Genomic DNA, 25729 nt, shown 5'->3' with positions numbered 1-25729 from the left:
ATATGTATAACATACTATTCGGTATATAATTTTTAAATGGTAAAGGAGATAAAGGGATAAGATGGCTCGACTACGTGAGTTTGATGAGGAAAAAGCTTTAGATGCAGCTATGCACCTTTTCTGGGAAAAAGGATATTCAGCTACTTCCTTAAGCGATTTAACTGCAAAAATGGGCATACAGCGTCCAAGTTTATACGCAGCTTTTGGTGACAAAGAAGGTTTGTTTGAAGCTGCATTACGAAGGTATACAAAATTACATGCTTCCAAAGTTCGTATCAAACTGCAAAATAGACCTGCTAAAGAAGGGATTCAAACTTTTTTTGAAGAGCTAGTAGAGGAGGAGTATAAGAAAGAAACGGACAAGGGATGTTTTTGTATAAATACAATGGTAGAATTAGCTTCCCATAATGAAAAGTTTGAAATTTTGACTAGGGAACATCAGATGTATCTTTCAGTCCTATTTCAGGAATTAATTGACGAAGGAGTTAGAAATGGGGAATTTACAAATAATCTAAATTCTAAAGCATTAGCACAGATGCTAGTCACTTCATTAGTTGGACTTACAGTTATGATAAAATCTCGTCCGGAACGCTCATTCATAGATAATTCTTTAGCGGTAATATTGACAGTATTAGACCAATAATAGCTATTTAAAGGGGGATTATTAATGACACCAGAACAAGTTGTGAGGAACTTTTTAGAGATAGTCCGATCAGGTGAGAATCCGGAATTTTCAAATGAATTAATGGCAGATAGTGTAGTGGCACATCAAGTTGTATCTGAAGAAGAACAAACAATTCGAAGAACACCACAAGAATATGCAGAACACGTAAAAGAAATGATTGAAACATATGGTAACTTTTCATTTGAGATTCAAGAGTTTATTTCTCCAGGAAATAAAGTATACGTAAGGTGGAAGCAAGCAGGGAAACATCAAGGGAATATTGGGAAATATCAAACCACTGGACTACCATTAGTTGAATTAGCAAGTGCAGTATATTGAGTGGAAGACGAAAAAATTGCTGAGTATTGGATACAAATAGATCGATTAGGTATAAATAAACAGCTTGAACGTAATGCTTCTAATTCAATTTTAAGGTGGATTTAGAGAGAAGAATTAGCAAAGATTCAGCTGTATATGCTGAATCTTTTCATTTAATAAAGGAAGTTCAAAAAAGAAACATTTGTGAAAGAATGCACTTAAACAATCAGGTGCATTAATCCAGACGGATAATTGAAAATAAATCCTATTTAAAAATTTTTTACAGTAGAATTTAAAGATATTATAATTTATACCGCATTAAAAATTTTTTATTGCGGAAATTTACCTTACTATAAAATTTTTATAGCAGTTTTCCAAAATTTATGTTAATAAATCGTCATAAAAATTTTTTATAGCAGGAAAAAATATGTTTATTTTAACAGAACCAACGGACAAGCCCTCATTCCACTAGATAACTTTGGTTTGAGCGAAAAGTTTGAATGGCCGAATAATCATCTGAATCTTCTATTTAAATTATTGTTCGACACACATCGTTTCAACTAATACGTTAAAACGCCCCGTTCTTGTTAGGGCTATTCTCTGGCACTGCTTGTCCTACATCCCACATTTCAACGATTTGGTTATCTTGGAAACGGAAAATATGGATAATAGCCCATCCAAGGTCATCAGGATTTTGTCTCACATGGGAGTGAACCGCAACGGTATCTGCCTCTTCAATGGCCCGTTTGACCTCAAGAATCTTTTGTGGATTATTGGTAGCATCCTCTTCCATCGCGTTCATGAGGGAATCGGCATCGCCACTGAAAAAAGGGTTGTGGTGTAGAAAATTAGGACCGATGTATTTTTGATAGGCTTCGCGAACTTGCCCTGATGCGACAAGCTGTAGAAAATCAACGGCTTTCTCCTTTAACGTGTAAGTTGGTGTATCGTGCTGTTCTATACTCAATTCAATCATCCTTTCCTTTTATTAATAAATTAAGTAAAGCTTAAAGGATTTATCTTCCTATGTAAATTGTTGATATACATTTTGGATAAGTTTTAGGCAGCAATATTGAGAACGTTAGAATTTACTTTATAAGAATCGCTGAATCTTTTACAAAGCAACAAACTATATGATGATGCTAGGATATTTTCATGGAAACATCTTAGTTAAGTTTTAAAAACTTGACAAGAATGATAAAGAAAGGTTGTGTCCATATGGGAAACAAAAATACAGGTAAAAAATATATTGAAGATATAACTCCGGTAGCTCAGTTAAAGATTTAAGTAGTGAATATGACGTTTCTGAAGTAACAATTTATTCGTGGATTAAGAAATTCTCCCCCATTCAAACTGAGGATGGATCAACTGTCACAGCTGATGAAATCGCCAAGATGAAGAAACAAATGCTTCGCCTTCAAGAAGAGAATGAAATCTTAAAAAAGACTATGGCCATATTCGCGAAAAAGTGAATTTCAATGAGCTCACAGATATTATCAAAGAGATTAAAGATCAGTATTCCATTCAAAGATAATGTGATGTCCTTGATGTCCCGAGAAGTACTTATTATCAAACTTCTCAAAAACTAGAGTCAAATCGTGAACGAGAAAATAATGAGTTAACCAAACAAATTAAAGAAATCCATGTAGAAAGTAAACAATATTATGGAGCTCCTAAAATCCACAATATTCTTAGTAAGAAAGGTTTTAATGTGAGTTTAAAACGTGTCCAGCGATTGATGAGAGAAGCCAACATCCGGTCAATTGTAGTTAAAAAGTTCAGACCAACCCCAAGCAAAGGGCGAATATTAGAGCGAGAAAATGTTCTAAAAAGAGACTTTAAAACTACTACTGTTAATGAAAAATGGGTCGGAGATATTACGTACATTCATACATTAAAAGATGGATGGTGCTATCTAGCTTCTGTCATGGATTTACACACTAAAAAAATTGTTGGTTACTCTTTTTCACGGACGATGACAACTGATTTGTTTACTATGGCACTAGAAAATGCTTATGATTCACAGAATCCAAGTGATGGCGTAGTCTTCCATTCAGACCTAGGTCCACAATATACTAGCGATGATTTTGCGAAAAAAATATAAACCTATAAAATGACACACTCCTTTAGTCATAAAGGTTCTCCGTATGACAATGCTTGTATTGAGAAGTTCCATGCCAGTCTAAAAAAAGAAGAAGTGAATCATGTGAAGTACCTAATTTTGATTCTGCAAAAATAGCTTTATTCAAATACATTGAAGGCTGGTATAACCGAAAAAGAATACATGGAAGCATCGGATACAAGACTCCACAAGAGTTAGAAAACGAAATTTTGGTGAGCGTTGGCATAATGCAAACTTAAAATAAACCACAGGCTTTACATGGAGAGGCGAGCATGATAGCCTGTATGGCTTCTAGCCAACATTACTTAGTTAGCTGGCTTTCTGGCTAAGAAATTGTGCTCGCAGATGCTCCATGTCAAGCCTTCGACGGTTATCCTGTATAAAAGGTTGGAAATTGATTTAAAACTTAATATATTGTTGTCCAAAATATTGCCTCAAATCCACTGAAAAAAGGATTTATTAAGTATATAAAGAAATAGATAATATATTTTAATAAATATAGAATAGAGGTACTTAAATGTTCATCAGCAGATAGAATTTCAAAAAAGCAGAAAAGGGGGATAATAGATAATAAGAAGCAATGTCTAAATATTTGCAGGTTGAGATATAAAATCTTATTCTAATGTAAGGAGAGAAGTGAGAAGTGGCAATTATAGGTTTTCTTATTCTTGGTTGGATATTAAGTTGGTTTGATTTTCAAGAATTATTTATACAAGCATTTAATGAGTTATTTAATAAGGACATTTCAACTGCAAGTTACTATTTAGTGTTTTTTTCAATAGGTTTAATTGGGGATATCGTTTTACTTTTTAAAGGTTTTTATTTTTAGTTATCAATTAATCTGCTAAGTGTCTGTAAAATTAACAATAAAAACTTTAACAGTTATTCTACAATTTTTATTTTTGAAAATATACCTTTAAAGTGCTTGAGTTAGGTGTTTTTTTCTTATATTTGCACTGAGTTAGACAATTGAAATAACTTGAGGCTAAAAGTGCCTAAAACCAATATAATATATGCAATGTAAGCACTCTAAAGGGTCTTCTTTGTCATATATGTAGAAATATTTATAATATCCTGTTCTATTTGTTAGTTTTTTCTGTAAAAAAACCTTAGCATGATATAGTTAAATATTACCTGTTTTTAACTGTGCTTTAATATCACCTTGAATATTTTAGAATTCAAATTCATATAGATCAATAACTAGAAAGGTTAGTAGTTTTTAGATGATTAAACTGATTTTTCCCACAACTAAAGAAATAACCATTGCAGAGATTTTTTCACTATTTCTGAAGATTGTTGGATTTTTTTTACATTCACCAGTGCATAGTGCAAAAACATCTATCTAATCTTCAAGATAGATAGATGTTTTGTTAATCCAGAACCAATAAATATATTTATAAATCTTAAGCCTGTGAATAAAGGTGCCGATCCCATTCTCCAAATATCTTAAGAGAAGAATCATGCTATAAAATAAGAAAATAGTAATAGTAGAGGAGAATTAAGAATAGACCATTCTTTCAAAAAGGGATGGTCTGTTTTTAATTCTATTTAGAGTTTGCAAAGAGTCAACAAATTGTCAGAAACCTATATTTAACAAGTGAAGTTTAATTTATGCTTCGAACGTTATTCAATTTTTATAAATAGGAATTAGGTCCTATTCACATATTTTTGGGAAAAATATACATTAATAGTAATAGAACATTTTAAATTATCTGAGTAATGCGAAAGACGTTGTTTGTATTTGTGTAATTATATAATAAATTTTTTCATAGGATGATTTCTCCTGTTGTTACGAAACTTCATTATTCGTTTTACATTAAATAAGATTTAATACTAGAAAAAGATTTTGTACTTAAAGATACGTTAGATTCCCACTGCTACAAACATAAGATTTTCAAGAACTTACTACATTACATTAAGACTTCTATTTAATATCGAATAGTGAAGGTATATTAAGTTCGTATGAATTAGCTAATGTTTGAAAATCTATGTGAAATCTTAGATGGACTACTTTAATAACATTTAGTTATATATGGATATTTTAACTTAAAAATACGCCATTGGTTACTTATGTCTATTAAATGGTATTTATTTGATATTAAGGGATTTTAAGGGAGGTGACGATAATGTGATAAATTAAACCAACATCAAATAAGAAAATTATTTGAATCAAGGAAACTGTTCAAAGTTACAAAGGTTTCGCAATGGACTTTTCAAAGGCTATTAGGTAATTGGATTAAAAGAATATGAAAGTCATTGGTTGGAACGCTCTATAATGGACCCAAGAAACTAGACACGAAATGAGGAGATGTTAAAGTAGGTTTATGAAAAGAAATCGATACACACCAGAGTTTAAAGCTCAAATCGTGCTAGAGGTCCTAAAGGAAGAAAAGACCATGAATGAAATCGCTTCATCTCATGGAATTCACGTCAATCAAATTAGACAATGGAGGAATGCATTTCTTGATCAAATGCCTTCGATCTTCGCTAAAGAAAATAAAAAAGCGGATCAAATGAAGGCGGAATATGAAAATCAAATTGAAAACCTCTACGCTGAGGTTGGCCGTTTAACCACGCAATTGTCGTGGCTTAAAAAAAAATCTGGAATCAAGGAGTAGGGCCGAGCGTATTCAAATGATTGATTGGGATGATAAAGAGCTGCCAATCACTACCCAGGCTCAGCTGCTTGGGCTCAATCGTACTAGCTTGTATTATAAGCCAGTCGAGCCTTCTCCTGAGGAAATATTTATCAAGCACAAGATTGATGAAATTTATACCAAGCATCCCTATTTTGGGTCTAGGCGAATTACTGTTGTTCTAAACAACAATGGAATAAATATTAATCGCAAGGCTGTACAACGTCATATGCGGGAAATGGGCATTGCAGGGATTTCTCCCGGCCCTAACCTTAGTAAACGCAATCTTGAGCACCGGATCTATCCGTATCTTCTTAGAAATTTGGCCATTAGCCACCCTAACCACGTCTGGGGAATCGATATTACCTACATTCGCCTCCAACGAGGCTGGATGTATCTTGTAGCTCTGATAGACTGGTATTCTCGCTTTGTCGTTAGCTGGGAGCTAGACCAAACACTAGAGATTGACTTTGTCTTGGAGGCAGTGAAACGGGCTCTGTCGGTAGGACAGCCAGAGATCTTAAATAGTGATCAGGGTAGCCATTTTACCAGTCCCCAATATACCGGATTACTGCTGGATAAGGACATCCGAATTAGCATGGACGGCAAAGGAAGAGCCCTTGATAATATTGTTACAGAGAGGTTATGGAGAACGATTAAATATGAGGAGGTTTACTTAAAAGATTACGAGAGTCCAAGAGAAGCAAGGAAAGAGATTAACAATTTTATCCACTTCTATAACTATGAACGCCCTCACCAATCGATTGGCTATAAACCCCCCGCCTCCGTTTATGGCCTCGGAGTGATTCATCCATAAGGGATGATACTTCTCAGGGAAGAACCTGTCAAGGGTATGGCTAGCCCTCGCTCCGCTCGCCCTTGACAGAACCTCCCCTGAGAAGGAAAAATAGAGTAGGATGAATCACTCGCAAAAAAATGTGCACCTACCACCCCCCTAGCCCCAGTGAGCACCTCTAGCTCCTATAAAGCAGATATCCATAATGGATTCTGACCCACCTTAAAAAATTTAAATTAGTGTCTTGACGAAGGGGTCCACTTTACTCTCCTAGAATTATCATTTGTTTAAGTGATGACAGTAGTAGCTTTGTGGGTGTAGGTACTGTTAAGGAAAAATATTTCAACCATCATAGAATTTAAAGATCAGGAGCTAAAAATTGATTTATATCAATACTAATTGGCATCAGTATTTATTCACCCTAAAGTAATTTTAAGGAGGTGAAAAAATGGCCGAAATTAACAAACCACCATCAACTAAGAAATTATTTGAATCAATAGATGCAATTCAAAATGAACAAAAGTTTGGTAATGGAGTTTTCACAGGCTATCAAGAAGTTGGGTTAAATGGAGATGATGGACATTGGTGGGACGACATAATAATCCTTCTTTGCACAAAAGTTGGTAGTAGTAGCTCTGGGGGTGGAGGCGCTGCTCAGGCGGAAAAGGTCACTCAATATGGAAATTGAAAGAACAAAAAAATAGAAATTGAATTGAAATCATTACAAATTGATAATTGGTTTCTGTAACCGTAATTACTTTTTTAGGAGGTTAATTTATGGCTGAAATTAATAAACCACCATCAACAAAGAAATTATATGAATCAATGGATACAGTTCAAAATGAACAAAAGTTTGGCAATGGAGTTTTCACAGGTTATCAAGAAATTGGACTAAAAGATGAAGATGGGCCTTGGTGGGAACACCTACCCGGAATTATTGTTTGTATAAGTGTTGGTAGTAGTAGCTGTGGGAGTGGAGGTTCTGCTCAGGCAGAAAAGTTAATGAACTAGGAAATATAAGCACAAGAATTAGAAATTTGATTGATTTCATTATTAATTGGTAAATGGGGATATTCGTCCTAAAGTACTTGAGGAGGTGAGAAAATGGCCGAAATTAACAAACCGCCATCAACTAAGAAATTATTTGAATCTATGGATACAATTCAAAATGAACAAAAGTTTGGCAATGGAGTTTTCACAGGCTATCAAGAAATTGGACTAAAAGAAGATAATTGGTGGGAAGACATTCCTATAATCCTTCTTTGTGCAAAAATTGGTAGTAGTAGCTCTGGGGGTGGAGGTGCTGCTCAGGTGGAGAAAGTAAAGGGTGCATAGTACTCAAGTATGGTAAGTTGGTAAGTTACAAGATAACTTACCATACTTAATTAATAATTCTATTGATATATTAACCTTAAAAAAATTTACTTGTTAGAAAGTAATACTTTATGGTGGGAGGCGATTGTGTTGTTAACTATAAAAAAGGAAGAAACATATGTAGTTGAAAATTTTATTTTTCATAAAATTGACTCTGATTCAGTGATAGTACAAAATAAGCACGGAATTGTAAAAATTACCCAAAAAAGTATGATTCACCTTATTGAATTACTCGATAAATTATATAATGTGCAATTGGATGAATCTTACTTCTCAAACTTTTTTAATGAAGATACGGAGGATGCTATCAAGTTTCTATTGAATTACAAGATTATAAGTAAAGTTAAGGAAATGAATTTTAATGTAACAAAAATAAAATTTTACTCAAATCATAAAGGTTTAACTGAAAGTGTTCAATACTTATTAAAAGAAAATTCAAAACAGATAGAAGTAGTTATGCAAATAGATGAAGTTGAATTTGATGAAAGTGATTTGGTAATGGTTTTTCTTAATCCATACGATAAAAAATTAGCTCAGTATATTGTGGATAAAATTAAGAATTCTAATTCTATTTTAATGATGAGTTATGTATATCATAATAAGTTTTTTGTAGATTCATTATATCGAAAAAGTTGGAGAAATCCATGTCATTTTTGCCATATTGGTCATATCGAGTCACAGTTAAGGGTTGATGAAACAGGCAAGTTGACATACCAACACTTAATTGATCTAATCTATCAAGAAGATTCTAGCTTTAAGGTGGAAACACCACTTGGACCAATAGAAATTGTAAATATTTTATCAGTTATTTTAAATCAATTAGATAGATTTATTATTCGAGAAAGCGGTATGGTTTTATTTAGTAATGAATCATTACAAGATATTAATAACTGTATCATGATGGATCTTATTACTAGGCAGAAATCAAATGATACAGGAATTTTTTGGGAGTTGTGTGATTGCTATGAGTAAAATAAAGACTGATAAATCTGTTCATTGGGATCGCTATTTAGATAATATTTTAGATGAAAACGTGTTAAATAAGGTGCTTAGATTCCATCAAAGTGCATCAATTATTACTAATGGTAGCAAACTTATGCCATATAACAGAGAAATATTTGCTTGGTTAGATAATATAGAATATACAGATATTATTCCTAATTTTTATTTGGATGAAATTAAAGTAGATGTAGAAAAAGTAAAATTTCAACATAGTTATTCTTCCTTTAATATAGATAGGAAAATGTCAAAGGAGTTGCTTCTAAAAATTATATACCTTGCTTACGGCCGCAGTGTGGATAGTGGTTCTAAAAGATACCCTTCAGCTGGAGCAATTTATCCTGTTATGCCGGTTATCTATATTTTGGATAACAATATTGTAGAAGGATTGGATAATTCAAGGGGATGCTATGTTTTTGATACCTATAAAATGTCCTTAAAAAGAATTAAAAGGTGGGAAGATGACGAGTTTGAAGAATTTTTGTCAGTTGTAAATTCAACAAGTTCTGATATTAAATCTAACTTCCTGATTGGTTATGCAATTAACATAAAAAGGGCTATTGCGAAATATAAGGAAAGAGGCTACAGACATGCTTTAATTGAGATTGGGTTGATGGTACAGTCGTTAAGAGAGACGTTAATTGATATGAATGAAGATCTGGGAGAACTATGTTGGTCTTCCTTTGATGATAATGCGTCAGCTTATCTATCTGGGTTGAATCCAAAAAACTTTCCTATTGGCTTATTCCAATGGTTTGGCTATATTGAGGATCAGATAAATGATGCATATTGAAAGGAAGTCTTTATTATTTAACATACCGGTCAGTAATTTTAATATTGATCAAATCTATAGCAGTTATGCCTATATTGGAAATTTTAAAATAGGGAATAAAATTGGACCGAGCGGTACAAATGCAATTAGCAATAATAAAAATATTTCATTAAAAAAATGCTTTTCAGAATCACTTGAAAGACGAGCGCTAATGCTTGGGGGAAAAAGAGATAACGGAACGAATATAGTTAAAACATTTGACTTAATATCTGGAGAAATAAGTCAATTACCATATGAATATACAACGTATAGGATCGACAAACCGTACTGTATAGATACTACTGGAACAGCAGCACATATTGATAATAGATATGCAACTAAAAAAGCTTTATTAGAACTTATTGAAAAAAATTCGTTGTTTCTATTCTGGTACGGACGAAGAGGCTATTTATTGGAAGAAATCTTTTACAAAAAACATACCATTTATCAAAGACTTATAAAAGAAGATTTGGATGTTAGGATTTTTATTAATACAGATTTTTATCCCATTAAAGTTATTATAGCGGTTGTAATTAAGGATGGCCTCATTTTATCTGGTGGCGTTGGTTCAAGTTTACATATTTATGAATGTATTAATTCTGCACTGGAAGAGGCATATTTGTTGAAATGGCAAAATATTTATGTTGATTTTATTCATCAAAACCATAAATATAAAAGAAATTTAGACATGAATTATCATCGTTTATGTCTAGACCACTTGAATTCTATACAAGAATATTATAGTTTCTCAGATTTAGATAAAAATATAAATATAAATGCAGATGAAATAGAAATGAAAACTATCTTATCTGGAATACCGGAGTGGATAAAAAGTATACATGTTATATATTTAGACAGCAATTTTAAAAGAATAAAAATAGTAAAAGTCTTTTCAAAATATCTTAATAATCACATACCAATAAAAAGTAGAATTGATTTATCGATTCCAATAAATGTGAATTTTCTAGGTTTAACGGAAAAAGATATTAATAATATCCCTGACTGTATCATTGTTTAGGGAAGGAGGGTTATTAATGATTTTAAAAAACTATCCTAAAGGAGTACCATTTTTAGGAAAAATGTTCATTGTAGATCGTTCAGATTATTTAGAACAGGGAACGCAATCATGTTTAAATTCACCTAACTACCCAAATGAAACAGGACATAATTTTCATTATAATTTAGATAATGTTATAAAATCTTCAATTGGTGAATGGATTGAAAGAAGTTCACTATACCGTTTAGATAAAAAGGGTTCAAAAACCAGTGCTTTTAGTTTGATTGATGGTTCGGAAATAGAAGTAGAAAGCGAAAAAATTTATTTTGCTAATTTAGATTTGTTTAATGATACTTGTGGAATTGCCTCTCACACTATTTCAGATAATGCAATATATAATGCATATATGGAGTTCTATGAAAGACAGTGTTTAACTTTTACATGGTTAACTAAAAGTTGCGGAAGGAATATCGAGGTCAAACATATTTCCGACCCGATATTGAGAAAGCTATTATCTAAAATATATTACTTTGTTGATGACATATATTTAATCGATATTTCATTACATTCTGACATACATACTATAATTGGGATAGGAATTGGAAAATATTATAAAACCATTGGCCTAAAAGCTGACTTTGATATAAATAATGCTTTGGTTGGAGCTTTAACAGAGATGATACAAGGATTTGGAAACAGTTGGACTAAATATAATTTGGATAAAAGAGAAACAAACGCAGATAATTCTAATAGTAAAATAGGTGATATTTATAGTGATTTTTATAACTCTTTCACTCCAACTGATTTTTTTAATGAATGGTCTTTCTTATTATTGACGGATGGAATTTCAGTTAATATAAATGATAAACACCATTCAAAGAAGAACCTATCATTTTCTGAAAAAATTACCATTATTAGTAGGGATTTAAACTTAGAACCGTATTGCGCTATGATTCCTTGTTTTTATGATGGTTTTCATACAAAAATTGTAAAGGTCTTTGCACTAAACGGATATCCGCATATGTTTCCTGTTTTATATGCAGAGGAACAAACTTGTCTAAAATTTAACACAGATGTATCCGAATTTCCAAATGCCTATAGACAAATTCCATTTCCATAGTCCTAATTATTTTTATAATTTTTTTTAACATAGGAGGGGATTAAAACGAAAAAGGTATTTTTAAGCAATGGAATCAGGGTAATCTTGGATCCAGTTGAAAGTGTAAAAACTACATCGATAGGAGTTTTCTTTTCAATGGGTTCAAAATTTGAAGAATATAGTCAAAATGGAATTTCACATTTTATTGAGCACATGCTATTTAGAACAAATAAATTTTATGAGAGTTCACAAGCTGTAGAAATAGTTGAAAGTATTGGTGGGAAAATAAATGCATTTACCACCAAGGAATATGTATGTGTTTATTCAAAAGTTCTTTCTGAAAATACAGGAAAATTAATTCAAGTATTATTTAATTTAATTATGTATCCAAGCTTTGAGGATCGAGATATTGAATCTGAGAAAAAAATTATCACTAATGAGATTCATTATTATGAAGATAGATATAATGAAAGATGTCAAAATAATCTAATTGAAGCTTCTTGGAAAGGTCATCCTCTTTCTCAACGTATTCTAGGTACAGTTGAATCTATTGGTGACTTTAATAACAAGACCCTAGCAGAATATTATAATTCAAATCTCTGTGGAGATAGAATAGTTATTTCTATTTCAGGTCTAATAGAAAAGAATTTATTAAATAGTTTGGAAAAATACTTTTCAAGAATTTGCTCAAAAGCAAAGTATGAACAGAAGGAAATTGAAAAAATAAGTTTTAAACCAAAATATATTAAGGAATCAAAAAGTCTGAAACAACACTATTTATCTATTGGATATCAATGTTTCTCTTATTCGAGTAAAAAAATAGTCCCGTTTTTAATTTTGCATACTATATTTGGTTCAGGGTTTTCATCGATTTTGTATAAAGCTCTAAGAAAGGATAAGGAATTGATATATTCCGTTGGAACATTGCCATTAATATATAAAGAGGGGGGGATATTTTTAATTAATACCTCAAGTCCTTCATTACATTCGATTCATATGTTAATAGGGGAAATTAAAAAAGTGATTGAAGAGCTCAAAAAAAATGGTATTAATTTAAATGAACTGCTAAAAGCAAAATCAATGATTAAAAGTCAATATGCTTTTAGCTTGGAAAGCATTGATTCAAGGATGATGGAATTAGGAAAAATCGAAGTGTTGGATATCTCTAAGAACAATGATTTTTACAAAACCCCCAATCAAATTGACGACATATTCCAGTTAATTGAGAAAATTACAGTAGATAATATTAATGAAGTCCTTTTTGAACTTTTTTCAAAAGAACCATCCGTTTCAATAATTGAGGGAATAACATAATTTTATTTAAACTACGTAATATTCTATGGATTGAAAGGATGAAATTATGAAAAAGACATACGGTTTTTTTATACTATATTTGAAAATACTAATGTCGGAAAAGTTGGCTTTGGTTTGGTCAATTATACTTCCGGTTGTGATCGCTGTTTTATATCAAAAAAGTATGCTGGATTCAGTATCTACGAATGAAGATTTAATACAATATTTTAGCAGGTTTTGGGTGTTTATATTATTTAGTTGTTTTGTTAATGGAATTGGACTTCAACTTGCAAGATTACGAGAACAAGGACTGCTAAAAACTTATACATTTATTGCTGGTAATAAATATCCAATTGTTTTTGGAACAATTCTTACTCAAATTGTATTTTGCTTAGTCAGTTTATTAATTTTTACTATTATTATTTTAATTATTTATGGTGTATTTGAATGGAAAATTTTCCTTTTACCAATAATTCTTCTTCTTGTATCTCTACCCTTTAGTTTATTGGTACTATTTTTGGCGAATTTACCTTTTCAATATAACAATTTTTCTGTCATAGTTAACTTCCTGACATACCCCTTGTTTATATTGTCAATAATCTCACAAGGTGGTTCCTTAATTGAATTACTAAATCCTTTTTATGTGCTTTTTGAATGGCTTTCGTATATTAGTGGGTTATTGAATGTAACAGAATATAAAAATATTAATTATAATGCAGTTATTACGTTAGGGATATATACATTAGTTGGTTATTTTTCTTTGAAGAAATTAAATCTTTTATCTGTTGTTCAAAGGTAAGTACTATACTGAAAAGGGAGGTATTATATGGAAGTCAAGAACCTCAAATATAAATATAATAAGTCAAATAAATATACATTAGAAGATGTTTCTTTTACTTTAAAAAAGGATAAATTAAACGTTCTTGTTGGCTTAAATGGGAGCGGTAAAACAACACTTTTTGATTGTATTACTGGAGTATTAAAGCCAGAAAGTGGTATTATTACTCTTCCTGACGTAAATAATATTATGTATTTGACGCAAACAATATTCTTTTCGTTTCTTATCAAAGGAAAGGATTTGGCATCTTTTATTCTACAATTGGATGTAAGACCATTAACCAATAGTAAAGATTTTTTCTATAAAGATCTATCTGAGAGAGAAAAGGAACTGTTTGATCATTTGTGGGATATGAAATTGGGTAAAATGTCATTTGGGGAGAGAAAATGGCTCTTTATTACTTTACTAAGTATTATTGATCGCAAAGTCTATATCTTTGATGAACCAACTAGTGGGGTGGATCCATCATCTAGAAGAAAGATATTTAGGAAGATTAAGAGATTGATTGATGATGGAAAAGTTTGTATTATCTCTACACATCAATTACAAGATTTAATGCATATTGATTGCCATTTAATTATGCTTCATTGCGGTAGAATTGTTTTTGAAGGAGATTATAAGGAATGGCTTAAAAGTTATAATACTACTGATCCTGATGAAGTCTTCGAATTAATGATATCAGAAATTCCCGATAAAGTTCCTTCGGTTTATCCGCAGAAATAGACATTTTTTGTGAAATTCAAATACTTCAATGGAGTTTAATATTTTTAAATAATGTTAGGGTTGATATGAACTTTATGGCATTAAGCGACTTTCAGGGAGGAATGGAATTAACATCGTTATAAAAAATAGCTCTTGATGTTTATAGAACACTACCGGTAACTATCAAATTATTCTTGATATAAAACGGAACCAGTTATTAACATTGGCCATATGGTGTGGATTCTTACAATAACTATAGAGAATGGATGTGATATGCTCGTTAGAAATAGTTCCAAATCTAAACAACCCTTGTTATTCTATATTAAATGATGAACAAAGGAGCTACTAAGTCACTTGAGGCTAGGACAAAACTAGCTTCAAATAGTAATAAAGGTTAATTTGAGAGAATGATATGCTCCCAATAAGGTAGACAGATGAAATAATTAAAATCTGTTTTACTTTATAGGGGTTTTTTTATGGCTAAGAAGGAGACTTATTCTGCCCAAGAAAAATATGAACTTATTTTAGCTTTTGATTCTAGGAAGTTACCTGCACGTGATTTTAAGCTTCATCATGGTGTAGCCCCATTTACTGTTTATAAATGGAAATATCAATATGAAACATATGGAATAGAAGGGTTTCAAAAAGCCAAGGGCTGGAAACATTACTCGGAAGAACTTAAATTGGCAGCTATTCAAGATTACCTTTCAGGGAATTACTCGTTAATGGAAGTCATTCGTAAGTATGAAATATCAAATGACTCAGTATTAGAAAATTGGATAAAGATTTATAATTGTCATAGAGAATTTAAAGGGACGAGGAAAAGGACGGAAAACTCTATGACCAAAGGTAGATCCACAAAACTAGAAGAAAGAATCGAAATCGTAAAGCACTGTATCGAAAATGGAAAAGATTATAATCAGACTGCTCAAAAGTTTAACGTGTATTACCAACAGATGTATCAGTGGGTAAAAAAGTACATGGAAAATGGACAAGACGGTCTTGAGGATAAGCGTGGCCGTCGTTAGGAAGAAAAAGAGCTTACTCCTGAAGAAAAAATCCAACGGAACATGAAACAATTAGAACAAGAAAATGAACGTTTACGCGCGGAGATTTCGTTCTTAAAAAAGTTAGAGTAACTCGAAAGGAGGCGTCGTCATTAAACCAAGTACGCTTAACAGAAACTTACACCGTTATTCAAGAACTTCATCAAGAAGAGAATTTCTCCGTTTTACTATTATGCGAGATTGCTAGAGTTTCAAGATCTGCGTATTATAAATGGCTTCATCGTCTTCCCTCTCAAAACGAAAAGCTAAATGAAAACATCCTGACAGAGATGAAAAGACTACACGAGGAGTTAAAGGGGATTCTGGGATATCGTCGAATGACTTTGCATATTAGATGATTATTTGATATGCAAATTAATCGAAAACGAATTTATCGGCTTATGAAAGTAGCTGGCATAGAATCGGTTATTCGATGAAAGCGCAAAAAGTATGTACGTTCCATACCCCAGCACATAGCTGAGAACGTACTGAATCGTGAATTCCAAGCTGAAAAGCCTAACGAGAAATTGGGTTACCGATGTTACCGAAATGAAATACTGCACGTCGCAGAAAGGCTATTTAAGTGCAATTTTAGACTTGTATGACGGTTCCATTGTGAGTTTTGTGTTAGGAAATTCCAACAGTAATCCCCTAGTAATGAAAACATTGGATCAGGCAATTGATAAATCAGCTGGGGCTACTCCATTAATTCATAGTGATCGTGGTTTTCAATATACATCACATGAGTTTAGAAGAAAAACAAAGAAAGCAAAGATGAAACAAAGCATGTCGAGAGTGGGGAAATGTATTGATAACGGTCCTATGGAATCTTTTTGGGGAACATTGAAGTGTGAGAAGTATTACTTAGGTAAATATGAAACATTTGAAGAACTTGAAAAAGCGATTAATGAATACATACATTTTTATAATCATGAGCGTTTACAAAAACGGCTAAACGGCCTAAGCTCTCTAGAATACAGGGCTAAAGCCGCTTAGTAGCTTTTATTTATTTCCACTGTCTACTTGACAGGGGGCAGTAAAGAACTCAAATTAACCTTTTTCTATTTTTCCGTATAGATTCTTCTATTACCTTAGTTGTTGGCCGTGAATTTTCTTAAATTCACGGCCATTAAAACGAGGCCCATTTCGTTTTCCAACTTCAATTTTCCACGTACAGAAAATAGAGTGGAACGCAAATTAGCCTTCAAAAATGCAAAATCTGGTTCCACATCGATTCTGCGTTTTCGCTTATTGCTTTCTTTAGCTCTTGTACATGATGAACGGATTGGACATCCCGAACAGTCTAGCACTCGCAAATCTTGAACCTCCGTTGGAAAAATGTACGGTTAGTTCGAACAGAATAATATTGAAATTCAAGACGTTTCTGATTAGGGCATATATATTTTTTTCTTCATAATACTGCCAGTTATCGGACGTGTATCTGTTGGGTTTGAAAATAAACTATAGGCAAGCTTGAATCGCCCTTGCGTTGCGATTTGTACATTGTAGCCAGCTTTCAATTGTCCCTTTTGCATATAATAATCTTTCATTCTCATAAATGTCTCATCCAGGAATGTTTTAGAATAGGTATTACGAGTGCTACAGATTTCAAAGTACTACGGGTATTTGTGCTACTTCTTAAGGCTCTTCACTCTGGAACGATAAATCAAATATATGAATTATTTTAACAGAACCAACGTACAAGCTCTCATTCCACTAAATAACTATGGTTTGAGCAAAAAGTTTGGATGGCATAATGATCATCTAAATCTTCTATTTAATTTCTTGCTAGACACACATAGTTTCAACAAATACGTTAAAACACCCCATTCTCGTTAGGGCTATCCTCTGGTACTGCTTGTCCTACATCCCACATTTCAACGATTTGGTTATCTTGGAAACGGAAAATATGGATAATAGCCCATCCAAGGTCATCAGGATTTTGTCTCACATGGGAGTGAACGGCAACGGTATCTGCCTCTTCAATGGCCCGTTTGACCTCAAGAATTTTTTGTGGATTATTGGTAGCATCCTCTTCCATCGCGTTCATGAGGGAATCGGCATCGCCACTGAAAAAAGGGTTGTGGTGTAGAAAATTAGGACCTATGTATTTTTGATAGGCTTCGCGAACTTGCCCAGATGCGACAAGTTGTAGAAAATCCACTGCTTTCTCCTTAAAAGTGTAAGTCGGTGTATCGTGCTGTTCAATACTCAATTCAATCATCCTTTCCTTTTATTAATAAATTAAGTAAAGCTTAAAGGATTTATCTTACTATGTAAATTGTTGATATACATTTTAGATAAGTTTTAGACAGGAATATTGAGAACGTTAGAATTTACTTTATAAGAATCGCCGAATCTTTTACTAAGCAACAAACTATACGAAAACAGCTGTTATAAAAGCAGGAGTAATAAATTTTAATGTAGAAATACATACTGAAAGATTGTAGGTACACCAAATTTGGAGGAAATATAGGAGGATGTTATGGGGAGACTAGTTCATTTCGAAATTCATGTGGATGATATGGAACGGGCGAAGAAGTTTTATGGAGAGGTTTTTGGTTGGAGATTTGAAGATTGGAGCGAGTATGCAGGAATGCCTTATTTCGGGGCTGTGACTGGTGAAGATCATGAGCTTGGCATTAACGGAGCATTGATGAAACGTCAGGGTCCTCCTCCGGAAGCGAACCAGCCTTTAAATGGTTTTGCTTGTACAATGGGAGTGAAGGATTACGATGCTACTGAAGCAAAAATTATGAGTAATGGTGGCAAAGTTGCCATGCCAAAATATGCGTTACCTGGAATGGCATGGCAGGGCTATTATATTGATACGGAAGGGAATATCTTTGGCATCCATCAACCGGATGAGAATGCAAAGTAGTATTCTATAAGAACTAGGTATCCAGTCGTTTTAAATTTAGGGATGTGGAATCAATCTCCATATCCCTTTAGTCTTTTGTATAGCAGAATCTAGACTGGAAAAGTCGGTCGGACAATGGGTCTATATGACCGATGTTTTGCTATCTTATTTGGATTATCCAAATCACAAAACAATCTCCATCACCCTACCTTGGTTTAAATCCGTCACTTTCATAGAGCCATATACCCCTAAATAAAGTCTAGTTTGATCCATATTCGTTCCCAAACTAACATAATAGGCTGACTCTGAACCAAAGTCATAATCGGTTTCAATCACACTAAAATCATTTCCCCTCGTATAGGCTAGAACCCCTTTAACTGGAGGTCGTGCTTCTTCTTTTCGGGCAAGATCAGTGAACACAACGCTTCCTTTTAAATGTGGGATTCCATCTCCCATATAGGCTTGCACACCTGTAAGTGCAGTTCCTGCAAACTTATCGGGGCGAGGATCTTTATGAAAATAACTAGTTAGAGGCTGAAGGCGACTCACTGAGGTATTTACTGCTTCATCGTAATAAGCAATCGTTTTCTCCTTCAAAGTCGGGTCTGTAGAGCAATTCCTTATCGTTGAAGTTGGTAAAACACCTTCCCATCCCCGCCAGCCGAAGTTAATAAATCCTTCATGGTTAAGGGGAGATTTCGTTAAAGCAGCTTGAATGAGGTGAGTAACTGGTATAGGTTTATAATGGACGAAAGAAAAAATCGACTCGACCAAATCCTGTCCGACATTTCCCACATATTTGATATACTGATTCCCAAATCTTTGAAATGATATCCCTGGTATATTGCGAACTCCTTTGGCGATTACGGTAAGGGTTTCTTGAATGGGTACCGGCAGCTCATCAAAGCGTGTGACGACGGGTGGGGTATGGATATTTGTATCCTTATTAACATCGATTTCGATGATTTTACCGAATATCTCCATATCATCCTGACTTAAATTAAATGGATCATAGCCTGCTCCACCATCTCCGTTTGTGAAAACAAGCTTTCCTGTTTCAGGCGAAAAGTTCAAGCTATTCACACCATTATGATTAAAAAACGGTCTTCTCAAGTTCAGCAATGTCCGTCGTTTTTGAGGCTGACGATTTCGTTGCAACACCCATTCTTCTACTGTATCAATATGCTCATACTGGGTCTCTCTATTTATCCACTTTAGGTTTAACGTTCTGGGATCACACGGGTCAGGCTTAAAGGGTTTAGGAAGAGCACCCGGTCCTTGTGTGCCTGCTACCGAATAATGTAGATAAAACAAACCGTTATAATAAAAATGTGGATGAAACGCCAGTCCCAGCAATCCCCGTTCATCATAGCCACGACCTGAAACACCTGGTTCAGAGGAACCTAGTTTGATAACTTGAGGGCGAATATCTAAAAAAGTCCGAATATCGCCGTTTCCTATGTAAAAGATCTCTCCTACCTGGGTTGCGATAAATAATCTTTCCATTGAGTCACCTGGAAGTATAGTCGTTTTCAAAACAGTGGGCAAATTAATCTTACTAATAAGGGGCCGTAAACGAACCTTTACTTTGATCAACTCATTCACATCCTTTCTTATTTCTTTTTTATAAGAATATGATGAGAACGGTTCGACTAGTCAATAAATCATAAAGTTGAAAATATCTTTATTCAGTATTTTGAGTGATTGTTAGAGGAAAATTAAACAAGTGGACGATCACTAGTTTTTAAATCTAGTAACCGTCCACTGGATCCATTATTTATTATGTTGATGGAATCTGAGACTAATCGATAATCTGATGAAGAAATAACAGTCGAGTAACAAAATTTTTATTCCAGGTAGGTGGAGAAGGGTGGTACCTCGTCCTGTATTGGTGTATGGTGAAGCGTAAAATTAACCCGCTGCTCGACACTAATCAGCCACGTTGACACCCATCGCATAATGACTGTTCGGTAAATAGTAAACAACCAGTCTTTTTCCCTTCATATTTTTTTCAAAATAATCTTGGCGTATCCATAGATGGGTAGCTTGAATGGTTACATCTTCAAACATAATTTCATACACCACTCTCGGTCCAGACTCTGGGTTATCATACTCCACCTCTGTCGGGATGCCAACGATCTTTTCAAATTGCTTGTTTTCATAAGCGGCCTTATCTTTATAGATCATTTTCACATTTACCATGAGTTGAGTGGAAGCATAGAAAAAAGCGATGGTGATAAAAACACCTAACAGTTTCCAAATCCAATTGCGGGTCATGAAAATTAATGTGATAAAGATCGAACAGAAAACAAATGTTAAACAAACACCACTAATCAGCTGAATGATCTCATGAACGATCCAATCATTTTTGAAGAAAAATGAAATTCCAAAAATGATAAGCGTCAACATGAAAAATATGAGGCACAGGATCATAAAGAACATGCCAATCCGTTCCCCTAAGGTCTTTACATTATTTATGGTGAACAATCGATTGATAAACTTTGGTTTCATCGCTTTCACCCTTTCATTGAAAAACTAGATAGCAATTATACGTTCCATTTGCAAAAAGGTTTTAAACAATTCACGATGATGGTCCAAGCTTTTTTAAATCCTTCTAACTAATCCAAAGAAGCAGAAGAAACGTCCCCTACCACGTTTTGCCGCTTTCTTTTCTGAGTTTCCACATTCTATCTGTCCATTCTTTTACCTTTTTATCGATTTCACTGGCTCTGTCATTGATTTCGGTATATTTTTCTTGAGATAGTTGGGAAGCAATATTTCGTAGTTGTTCGTTTCTTTCCGATTTCCAATCTCGGAGGGTGGAGGATGTTTCCGAATCGATCCACTGGTTTTCCTCCATTAACTGGATGGCTTGCGTAAACCTATCATTTTCTCGTGATATCACATTTTTCAAAGGTTCACTTAGCGTATCAACTCGTTTTTGTTCGCTAAAATTTCCCATGGACCAGGAGCCTTTGTAAATGACCATGCAAGATCACCCGCGGAAGGTAGCCATTGTGTTTCTATTGTTTTGCTTAAGTCATTGGGATTATTAGCAGAATAATACTTGCCGTTTCCTGCTTCTGCGACTTTCTTTAATTGATCTTCTGATTTTGAATCTACATCAAAGCCGATAATGTTTACTTTATACTCACTATTTTCAGATGCGAATGCTTCCGCTTCTTTGACCGGATTTCCTTCACAAGTTTCTGCACCGTCACTGACGATATAAATGGTCGTATCAGCATCATAGGCCTTAGACATTTCCTTCGCTTTCTTTATCGCACCTGCAAGTGGTGTCCAGCCTTTCGCTTGAAAGGAATTTACTGCTGTGAAAAACGTTTTTTCGTCGTATTTTCCCATCGTATATTTCTCTTCAATTGCACTGCATGATTTTTTCATATCTTTATCAGCTGAACTCCCAACATGACCATATACAATGAGAGAAACTTCACTGGATTGACCAATAGTTTTCGCAAAACGTTTGACTGCATCTTTAGCAATTTCCATCTTCATTTTGCCGCCAACCTGTTGCAGCATACTTGAGCTCGCATCCAGTAATATGATTGCTTTTGAGCTTTTCGTTTCCCCAGCTTCTGTATTAATCGTCTTCTCTGGTTCCGGCAAATCCGGATATTCAAAGTTAGGTGTAAATGCTTCTACCGGTTCAATAACATCCTTATAATAGGGACTTCCAAGTAAATAGATCAGCCCTTTTTTTAGCATTTCCGGGTCCTTCGTTTCTTTAGTTAATAACTTTAATTGGTCGGTCAGCTTCTCCTTTTGTTCACTGTCCATTTCGGTCGGGAACAATGCCGTTTCTTTTGTTTCTTGTTCCTTCGTCGTATCCTTTACTAAGATTCCAGCTTTCTGCTCCTTTAAAGCCGCTATTGTCGAGTCCAACTGAATATCGTTTAGGTTTGATTGCCAATTATTTTCCTCTTTCTTTTGTGTCGCTGATGCCTTTTCTGTCTTTTTGGAATCAGTGTTTTCTTTATTGGCGACTTTTTCACCCTGGCAGCCAACAAGCAGCAAAAGAACGATGATTAAAATTCCTAACAGCTTTTTCATATCCCCACTCCTCTGTAAGCAAAAAGTATTAGATTGTAGCCCTAATAATTTGTGGATTATACTATATCTTCCAATTATAACGAATTACTTTTCCTATTTTTTCTTATAATTAAAAATTCCAACTTAATACCTATGAGACTAGTAAGAAGGTACTGTTTGAGTCGTAGAGAAAACATATGTGAAACGAAATCCCAATCTAATCTTGTATACAAAACGAGTGGTGGAAATTTAATATCTGGCGGGACAGAACAAGACTAAAATATTTGGATCATTTTCGTATTACGTGAAGGAAAAAATTCTTGTGAGGTGGAAAACAGTAGAGAGGATTATGAAAGTAATATCGATTCCCTAAGATCTTTACATTATTTATGGTAAACAATCGATTGATATACTTTGGTTTCATCGCTCTCACTCTTCCTATGAAAAACTAGATAATATTTATCCGTTCCATTTACAAAAGGTTTTAGTATTCACGATGGTGGTCAAAGCTTTTTTACATCCTTGCAACGAATCCAAAGAAGCAGAAGAACCGTCCCCATGCTTGCAATTCCAAATCCACTATTGGTATGATTATTTTTCCCAAGTCGAGCGTTTGAATATTTAATTTATAAAGGAGAGGATTGAATGAAGCAGGAATTTATTGAGTTAATTAATGCAAGGGAAAACAATTTGAAAAATATCGATGTGCAGATTCCTAAAGGGAAAATTACTATTTTTACAGGAGTATCTGGTTCAGGAAAGTCATCGATTGTTTTTGATACGATTGCTCAAGAAGCAGGGCGTCAATTAAATGAGACTTTTAGTAGCTTTGCACGTCAGTTTCTACCCAAATACAGTAGGCCAGAGGTTGATGAAATCAATAATCTCTCTACTGCGATTGTAGTTGATCAAAAACGTCTAGGTGGAAATGCGCGGTCTACACTTGGAACGGCGACAGATATTAATTCCTTGATGAGATTGCTTTTTTCCCGTTTTGCCGAACCAGCTATCGGGTATGCAAATGCCTATTCTTTTAATGATCCTAGTGGTATGTGTCCGAAATGCGAAGGAATTGGAAAAATTATTACATTAAACACGGATGCTGCGCTGGATATGGAAAAGTCTCTAAACGAAGGAGCCATTCTACTATCGGGTTTTGCACCGGGTACTTGGCAATGGAAAGCTTATGCTGAATCTGGCTTTTTCGACAAAGATAAAAAATTAAAAGACTATACAAAAGAAGAATTCGATCAATTGGTCTATGCAGAGCCACAAAAAGTAAAGTTAAATTACATGGGTAATGAAATGAACGCAACTTACCAGGGCATAGCAGTAAAATTTATGCAGCAAAATGTAAATAGAGAAAAAGAGACAACGAAAGCTGCCGCGAAGAAACTGAAAGATTATGCAATCACCTGTACATGTCCCTCCTGTGAAGGCACTCGATATAACGAGAAAGTGATGTCTTCGAAAATAAATGGCTATTCCATATATGATCTAACAGCCATGCAGTTGGATGAGTTAATGAAGATTCTACTAGAGATAGATGAACCTAATGCTAAACCGATTATAGCTGGTATTGTAGAACGGTTAAAAAGCCTGTGTGATATCGGATTAAGTTATTTGACTCTCATTAGGGAAACGCCAACCTTATCTGGTGGTGAGTCGCAAAGGGGAAAAATGGTGAAATATTTGTCTAGCAACTTAACAGGGTTAATGTACATATTTGATGAACCAAGCACAGGACTTCACCCACGCGATGTTTATCGATTAAATGAATTGCTTGTCAAGTTACGTGACAAGGGCAATACCGTTTTAGTTGTGGAGCATGACCCGGATGTTATACAAATTGCAGACTATATCATTGATGTAGGACCGAACGCGGGCTCTGGTGGAGGCAATATTATGTATAGTGGCAGTTACCAGGGTTTACTGTCTTCTGATACATTAACAGCCAAGTATTTAAGCAGCAAAACGGAAATCAATGCAAAACCAAGATCGGTTTCTGATTTTCTGGAAAGTAGAAAAAGCAGCCTTCATAATTTGAAAAACGTCAGCCTTCGCATCCCAAAAGGGGTTTTCACTGCTGTTACTGGAGTAGCGGGATCTGGTAAAAGTACGCTTGTCAATGAAGTCTTTGCGAAAGATTTTCCAGAGGCCATTCGCATTGACCAAAGCCCGGTCCATGCTAATATTCGCTCGAATCCAGCAACCTTTTCCGGCATTATGGATGCCATACGCAAGGCATTTTCAGATGCCAATAATGTAGAAAGCGGATTATTTAGCTATAATTCAAAGGGTGCCTGTGAAACTTGTGGGGGAACTGGAACTGTACAGCTCAATCTATCCTTTATGGATGTCATGGAAGTAGAATGCAGCGATTGTAATGGCAGCCGTTTCAAGCAGGATGTGCTCCAATACTTATATAAGGGGAAGAATATTGTAGAAATCATGGAGATGTCCGTCGCTGAAGCTTTAGATTTCTTCGAAGTAAAAAGCATTCAAACCAAGCTGAAAAGCATGAACACAGTGGGTCTAGGATATCTGTCATTAGGACAGCCACTCAACACATTATCCGGTGGTGAATGTCAAAGACTGAAACTAGCAAAGGAACTGAACACAAAGGGGAACATATATATACTTGATGAACCAACTACAGGATTGCATATGTCAGATGTCTCTAACATTCTGCGTATTATTAATAAACTAGTTGATAAAGGGAATACAGTGGTAGTCATTGAACATCATCTAGACGTCATCCGCAATTGTGATTGGATCATAGATTTAGGTCCAGATGGTGGTACGGCTGGTGGAGAAATCCTATACGAAGGTCCACCAATGGGCATCCTGGATTGTGAGAGATCAGTAACGTCGAAGTATCTATAAGAAGTAATTGGACGGGTTCTTGTCCTTCCATTATGGAAGCAAGAATGCCGTCTGTTTTGCTTAGAGTTTATTAGATAAGAGTGACACATCAAAATAAACATAGATCTCTGAAAACACCCATAATTTCTCTATGCCCCTACGTATGAAAGTATTTTCAAACTCCTCAAGAAAGAAATGTTCTTAATAATTAAGAAGGAATCATAGGCAAAAAGCACTCAATTTTTAAATGAGTGTTTTT

At 34.2% G+C, this 25729-nt stretch carries 23 protein-coding genes and 3 pseudogenes; 19 read left to right on the top strand and 7 right to left on the bottom strand.

Features of this window, described 5'->3' with window-relative positions:
- Positions 1-61: 61 nt before the first annotated feature.
- Both MHI39_RS19805 and MHI39_RS19800 read left to right on the top strand, forming a co-directional pair.
- Positions 62-643, top strand: coding sequence for a TetR/AcrR family transcriptional regulator (locus tag MHI39_RS19805; protein ID WP_342540013.1), 582 nt, complete (start codon positions 62-64; stop codon positions 641-643).
- Between the two features lie 24 nt (positions 644-667).
- A pseudogene (locus MHI39_RS19800) lies at positions 668-1108 on the top strand (ester cyclase).
- Between the two features lie 442 nt (positions 1109-1550).
- Here MHI39_RS19800 and MHI39_RS19795 read toward each other — a convergent pair.
- Positions 1551-1958, bottom strand: coding sequence for an ester cyclase (locus MHI39_RS19795; RefSeq protein WP_180213860.1), 408 nt, complete (start codon positions 1956-1958; stop codon positions 1551-1553).
- A gap of 280 nt (positions 1959-2238) precedes the next feature.
- Here MHI39_RS19795 and MHI39_RS19790 point away from each other — a divergent pair.
- The 15 genes and pseudogenes from MHI39_RS19790 to MHI39_RS19720 all read left to right on the top strand — a co-directional run.
- Positions 2239-3343 (top strand): annotated as a pseudogene (locus MHI39_RS19790) (IS3 family transposase); the annotation flags it as partial.
- Positions 3344-3747: 404 nt separating this feature from the next.
- Positions 3748-3933 (top strand): hypothetical protein, encoded by a 186-nt coding sequence (locus MHI39_RS19785; protein WP_218958471.1) that lies wholly within the window; start codon positions 3748-3750, stop codon positions 3931-3933.
- A 1495-nt stretch (positions 3934-5428) separates the two neighbouring features.
- Positions 5429-6557, top strand: a protein-coding gene (locus tag MHI39_RS19780) for an IS3 family transposase (RefSeq protein ID WP_152984831.1) whose coding sequence is annotated in 2 segments (ribosomal slippage) — positions 5429-5692 and positions 5694-6557 — 1128 coding nt in all. Because the reading frame shifts where the segments join, the coding sequence is not laid out codon by codon here.
- Between the two features lie 427 nt (positions 6558-6984).
- Positions 6985-7224 (top strand): hypothetical protein, encoded by a 240-nt coding sequence (locus MHI39_RS19775; RefSeq protein ID WP_180213859.1) that lies wholly within the window; start codon positions 6985-6987, stop codon positions 7222-7224.
- A gap of 89 nt (positions 7225-7313) precedes the next feature.
- Positions 7314-7547: a hypothetical protein gene (locus MHI39_RS19770; protein ID WP_180213858.1), complete on the top strand. Its 234-nt coding sequence runs from the start codon at positions 7314-7316 to the stop codon at positions 7545-7547.
- A 93-nt stretch (positions 7548-7640) separates the two neighbouring features.
- On the top strand, positions 7641-7871 hold the full coding sequence (locus tag MHI39_RS19765; protein ID WP_180213857.1) for a hypothetical protein: 231 nt from the start codon (positions 7641-7643) through the stop codon (positions 7869-7871).
- 129 nt (positions 7872-8000) lie between these two features.
- The gene (locus MHI39_RS19760) at positions 8001-8882 is read left to right on the top strand and encodes an McbB family protein (RefSeq protein ID WP_180213763.1); all 882 of its coding nucleotides are present in this window, start codon (positions 8001-8003) and stop codon (positions 8880-8882) included.
- Complete coding sequence (locus MHI39_RS19755) at positions 8875-9702, top strand: hypothetical protein (protein WP_180213762.1); 828 nt, start codon at positions 8875-8877, stop codon at positions 9700-9702. The genes MHI39_RS19760 and MHI39_RS19755 overlap by 8 nt, the downstream gene beginning before the upstream one ends.
- Positions 9689-10738: a YcaO-like family protein gene (locus MHI39_RS19750; RefSeq protein ID WP_180213761.1), complete on the top strand. Its 1050-nt coding sequence runs from the start codon at positions 9689-9691 to the stop codon at positions 10736-10738. Before MHI39_RS19755 ends, MHI39_RS19750 begins: the two co-directional genes overlap by 14 nt.
- Before the next feature lie 16 nt (positions 10739-10754).
- Positions 10755-11837 carry a YcaO-like family protein gene (locus MHI39_RS19745; protein ID WP_180213760.1) on the top strand — a complete coding sequence of 361 codons (1083 nt, stop codon included), beginning with the start codon at positions 10755-10757 and terminating at the stop codon, positions 11835-11837.
- Between the two features lie 135 nt (positions 11838-11972).
- Positions 11973-13130, top strand: coding sequence for a pitrilysin family protein (locus tag MHI39_RS19740; RefSeq protein WP_342540012.1), 1158 nt, complete (start codon positions 11973-11975; stop codon positions 13128-13130).
- Positions 13131-13176: 46 nt separating this feature from the next.
- Positions 13177-13908: an ABC transporter permease gene (locus MHI39_RS19735; RefSeq protein ID WP_180213758.1), complete on the top strand. Its 732-nt coding sequence runs from the start codon at positions 13177-13179 to the stop codon at positions 13906-13908.
- A gap of 27 nt (positions 13909-13935) precedes the next feature.
- Positions 13936-14670 (top strand): AAA family ATPase, encoded by a 735-nt coding sequence (locus MHI39_RS19730; protein ID WP_180213757.1) that lies wholly within the window; start codon positions 13936-13938, stop codon positions 14668-14670.
- A 455-nt stretch (positions 14671-15125) separates the two neighbouring features.
- The gene (locus MHI39_RS19725) at positions 15126-15677 is read left to right on the top strand and encodes a helix-turn-helix domain-containing protein (protein ID WP_180213756.1); all 552 of its coding nucleotides are present in this window, start codon (positions 15126-15128) and stop codon (positions 15675-15677) included.
- A 513-nt stretch (positions 15678-16190) separates the two neighbouring features.
- Positions 16191-16691, top strand: coding sequence for an IS3 family transposase (locus tag MHI39_RS19720; protein WP_180213755.1), 501 nt, complete (start codon positions 16191-16193; stop codon positions 16689-16691).
- Positions 16692-16786: 95 nt separating this feature from the next.
- Here the strand turns inward: MHI39_RS19720 and MHI39_RS19715 are convergent.
- Both MHI39_RS19715 and MHI39_RS19710 read right to left on the bottom strand, forming a co-directional pair.
- Positions 16787-17290 (bottom strand): annotated as a pseudogene (locus MHI39_RS19715) (transposase); the annotation flags it as partial.
- A 221-nt stretch (positions 17291-17511) separates the two neighbouring features.
- Positions 17512-17919: an ester cyclase gene (locus MHI39_RS19710; protein WP_180213754.1), complete on the bottom strand. Its 408-nt coding sequence runs from the start codon at positions 17917-17919 to the stop codon at positions 17512-17514.
- Between the two features lie 261 nt (positions 17920-18180).
- On the opposite strand from MHI39_RS19710, the gene MHI39_RS19705 reads away from it, so the two are divergent.
- On the top strand, positions 18181-18576 hold the full coding sequence (locus tag MHI39_RS19705; protein ID WP_259547160.1) for a VOC family protein: 396 nt from the start codon (positions 18181-18183) through the stop codon (positions 18574-18576).
- A 162-nt stretch (positions 18577-18738) separates the two neighbouring features.
- On the opposite strand, the gene MHI39_RS19700 is transcribed toward MHI39_RS19705, so the two are convergent.
- The 4 genes from MHI39_RS19700 to MHI39_RS19685 form a co-directional block, all read right to left on the bottom strand.
- A complete protein-coding gene (locus tag MHI39_RS19700) occupies positions 18739-20151 on the bottom strand; it encodes a PQQ-dependent sugar dehydrogenase (RefSeq protein ID WP_342540011.1) in 1413 nt (470 codons plus the stop codon).
- 333 nt (positions 20152-20484) lie between these two features.
- Positions 20485-21066, bottom strand: coding sequence for a hypothetical protein (locus MHI39_RS19695; RefSeq protein WP_251345524.1), 582 nt, complete (start codon positions 21064-21066; stop codon positions 20485-20487).
- Between the two features lie 136 nt (positions 21067-21202).
- Positions 21203-21469 (bottom strand): hypothetical protein, encoded by a 267-nt coding sequence (locus MHI39_RS19690; protein WP_342540010.1) that lies wholly within the window; start codon positions 21467-21469, stop codon positions 21203-21205.
- An 8-nt stretch (positions 21470-21477) separates the two neighbouring features.
- Complete coding sequence (locus MHI39_RS19685) at positions 21478-22626, bottom strand: VWA domain-containing protein (protein WP_342540009.1); 1149 nt, start codon at positions 22624-22626, stop codon at positions 21478-21480.
- Between the two features lie 624 nt (positions 22627-23250).
- Here MHI39_RS19685 and MHI39_RS19680 point away from each other — a divergent pair.
- Entirely contained in the window at positions 23251-25491 is a 2241-nt protein-coding gene (locus MHI39_RS19680; protein WP_342540008.1) for an excinuclease ABC subunit UvrA, read from the top strand.
- Positions 25492-25729: the final 238 nt, after the last annotated feature.

This window comes from Heyndrickxia sp. FSL K6-6286 (assembly GCF_038630395.1).
In the GTDB taxonomy this organism is placed as follows: Bacteria; Bacillota; Bacilli; order Bacillales; family Bacillaceae_C; genus Heyndrickxia; species Heyndrickxia oleronia.
Note: the sequence above shows the minus strand (reverse complement) of the source record. Positions and strands in the feature narration are given on the sequence as shown.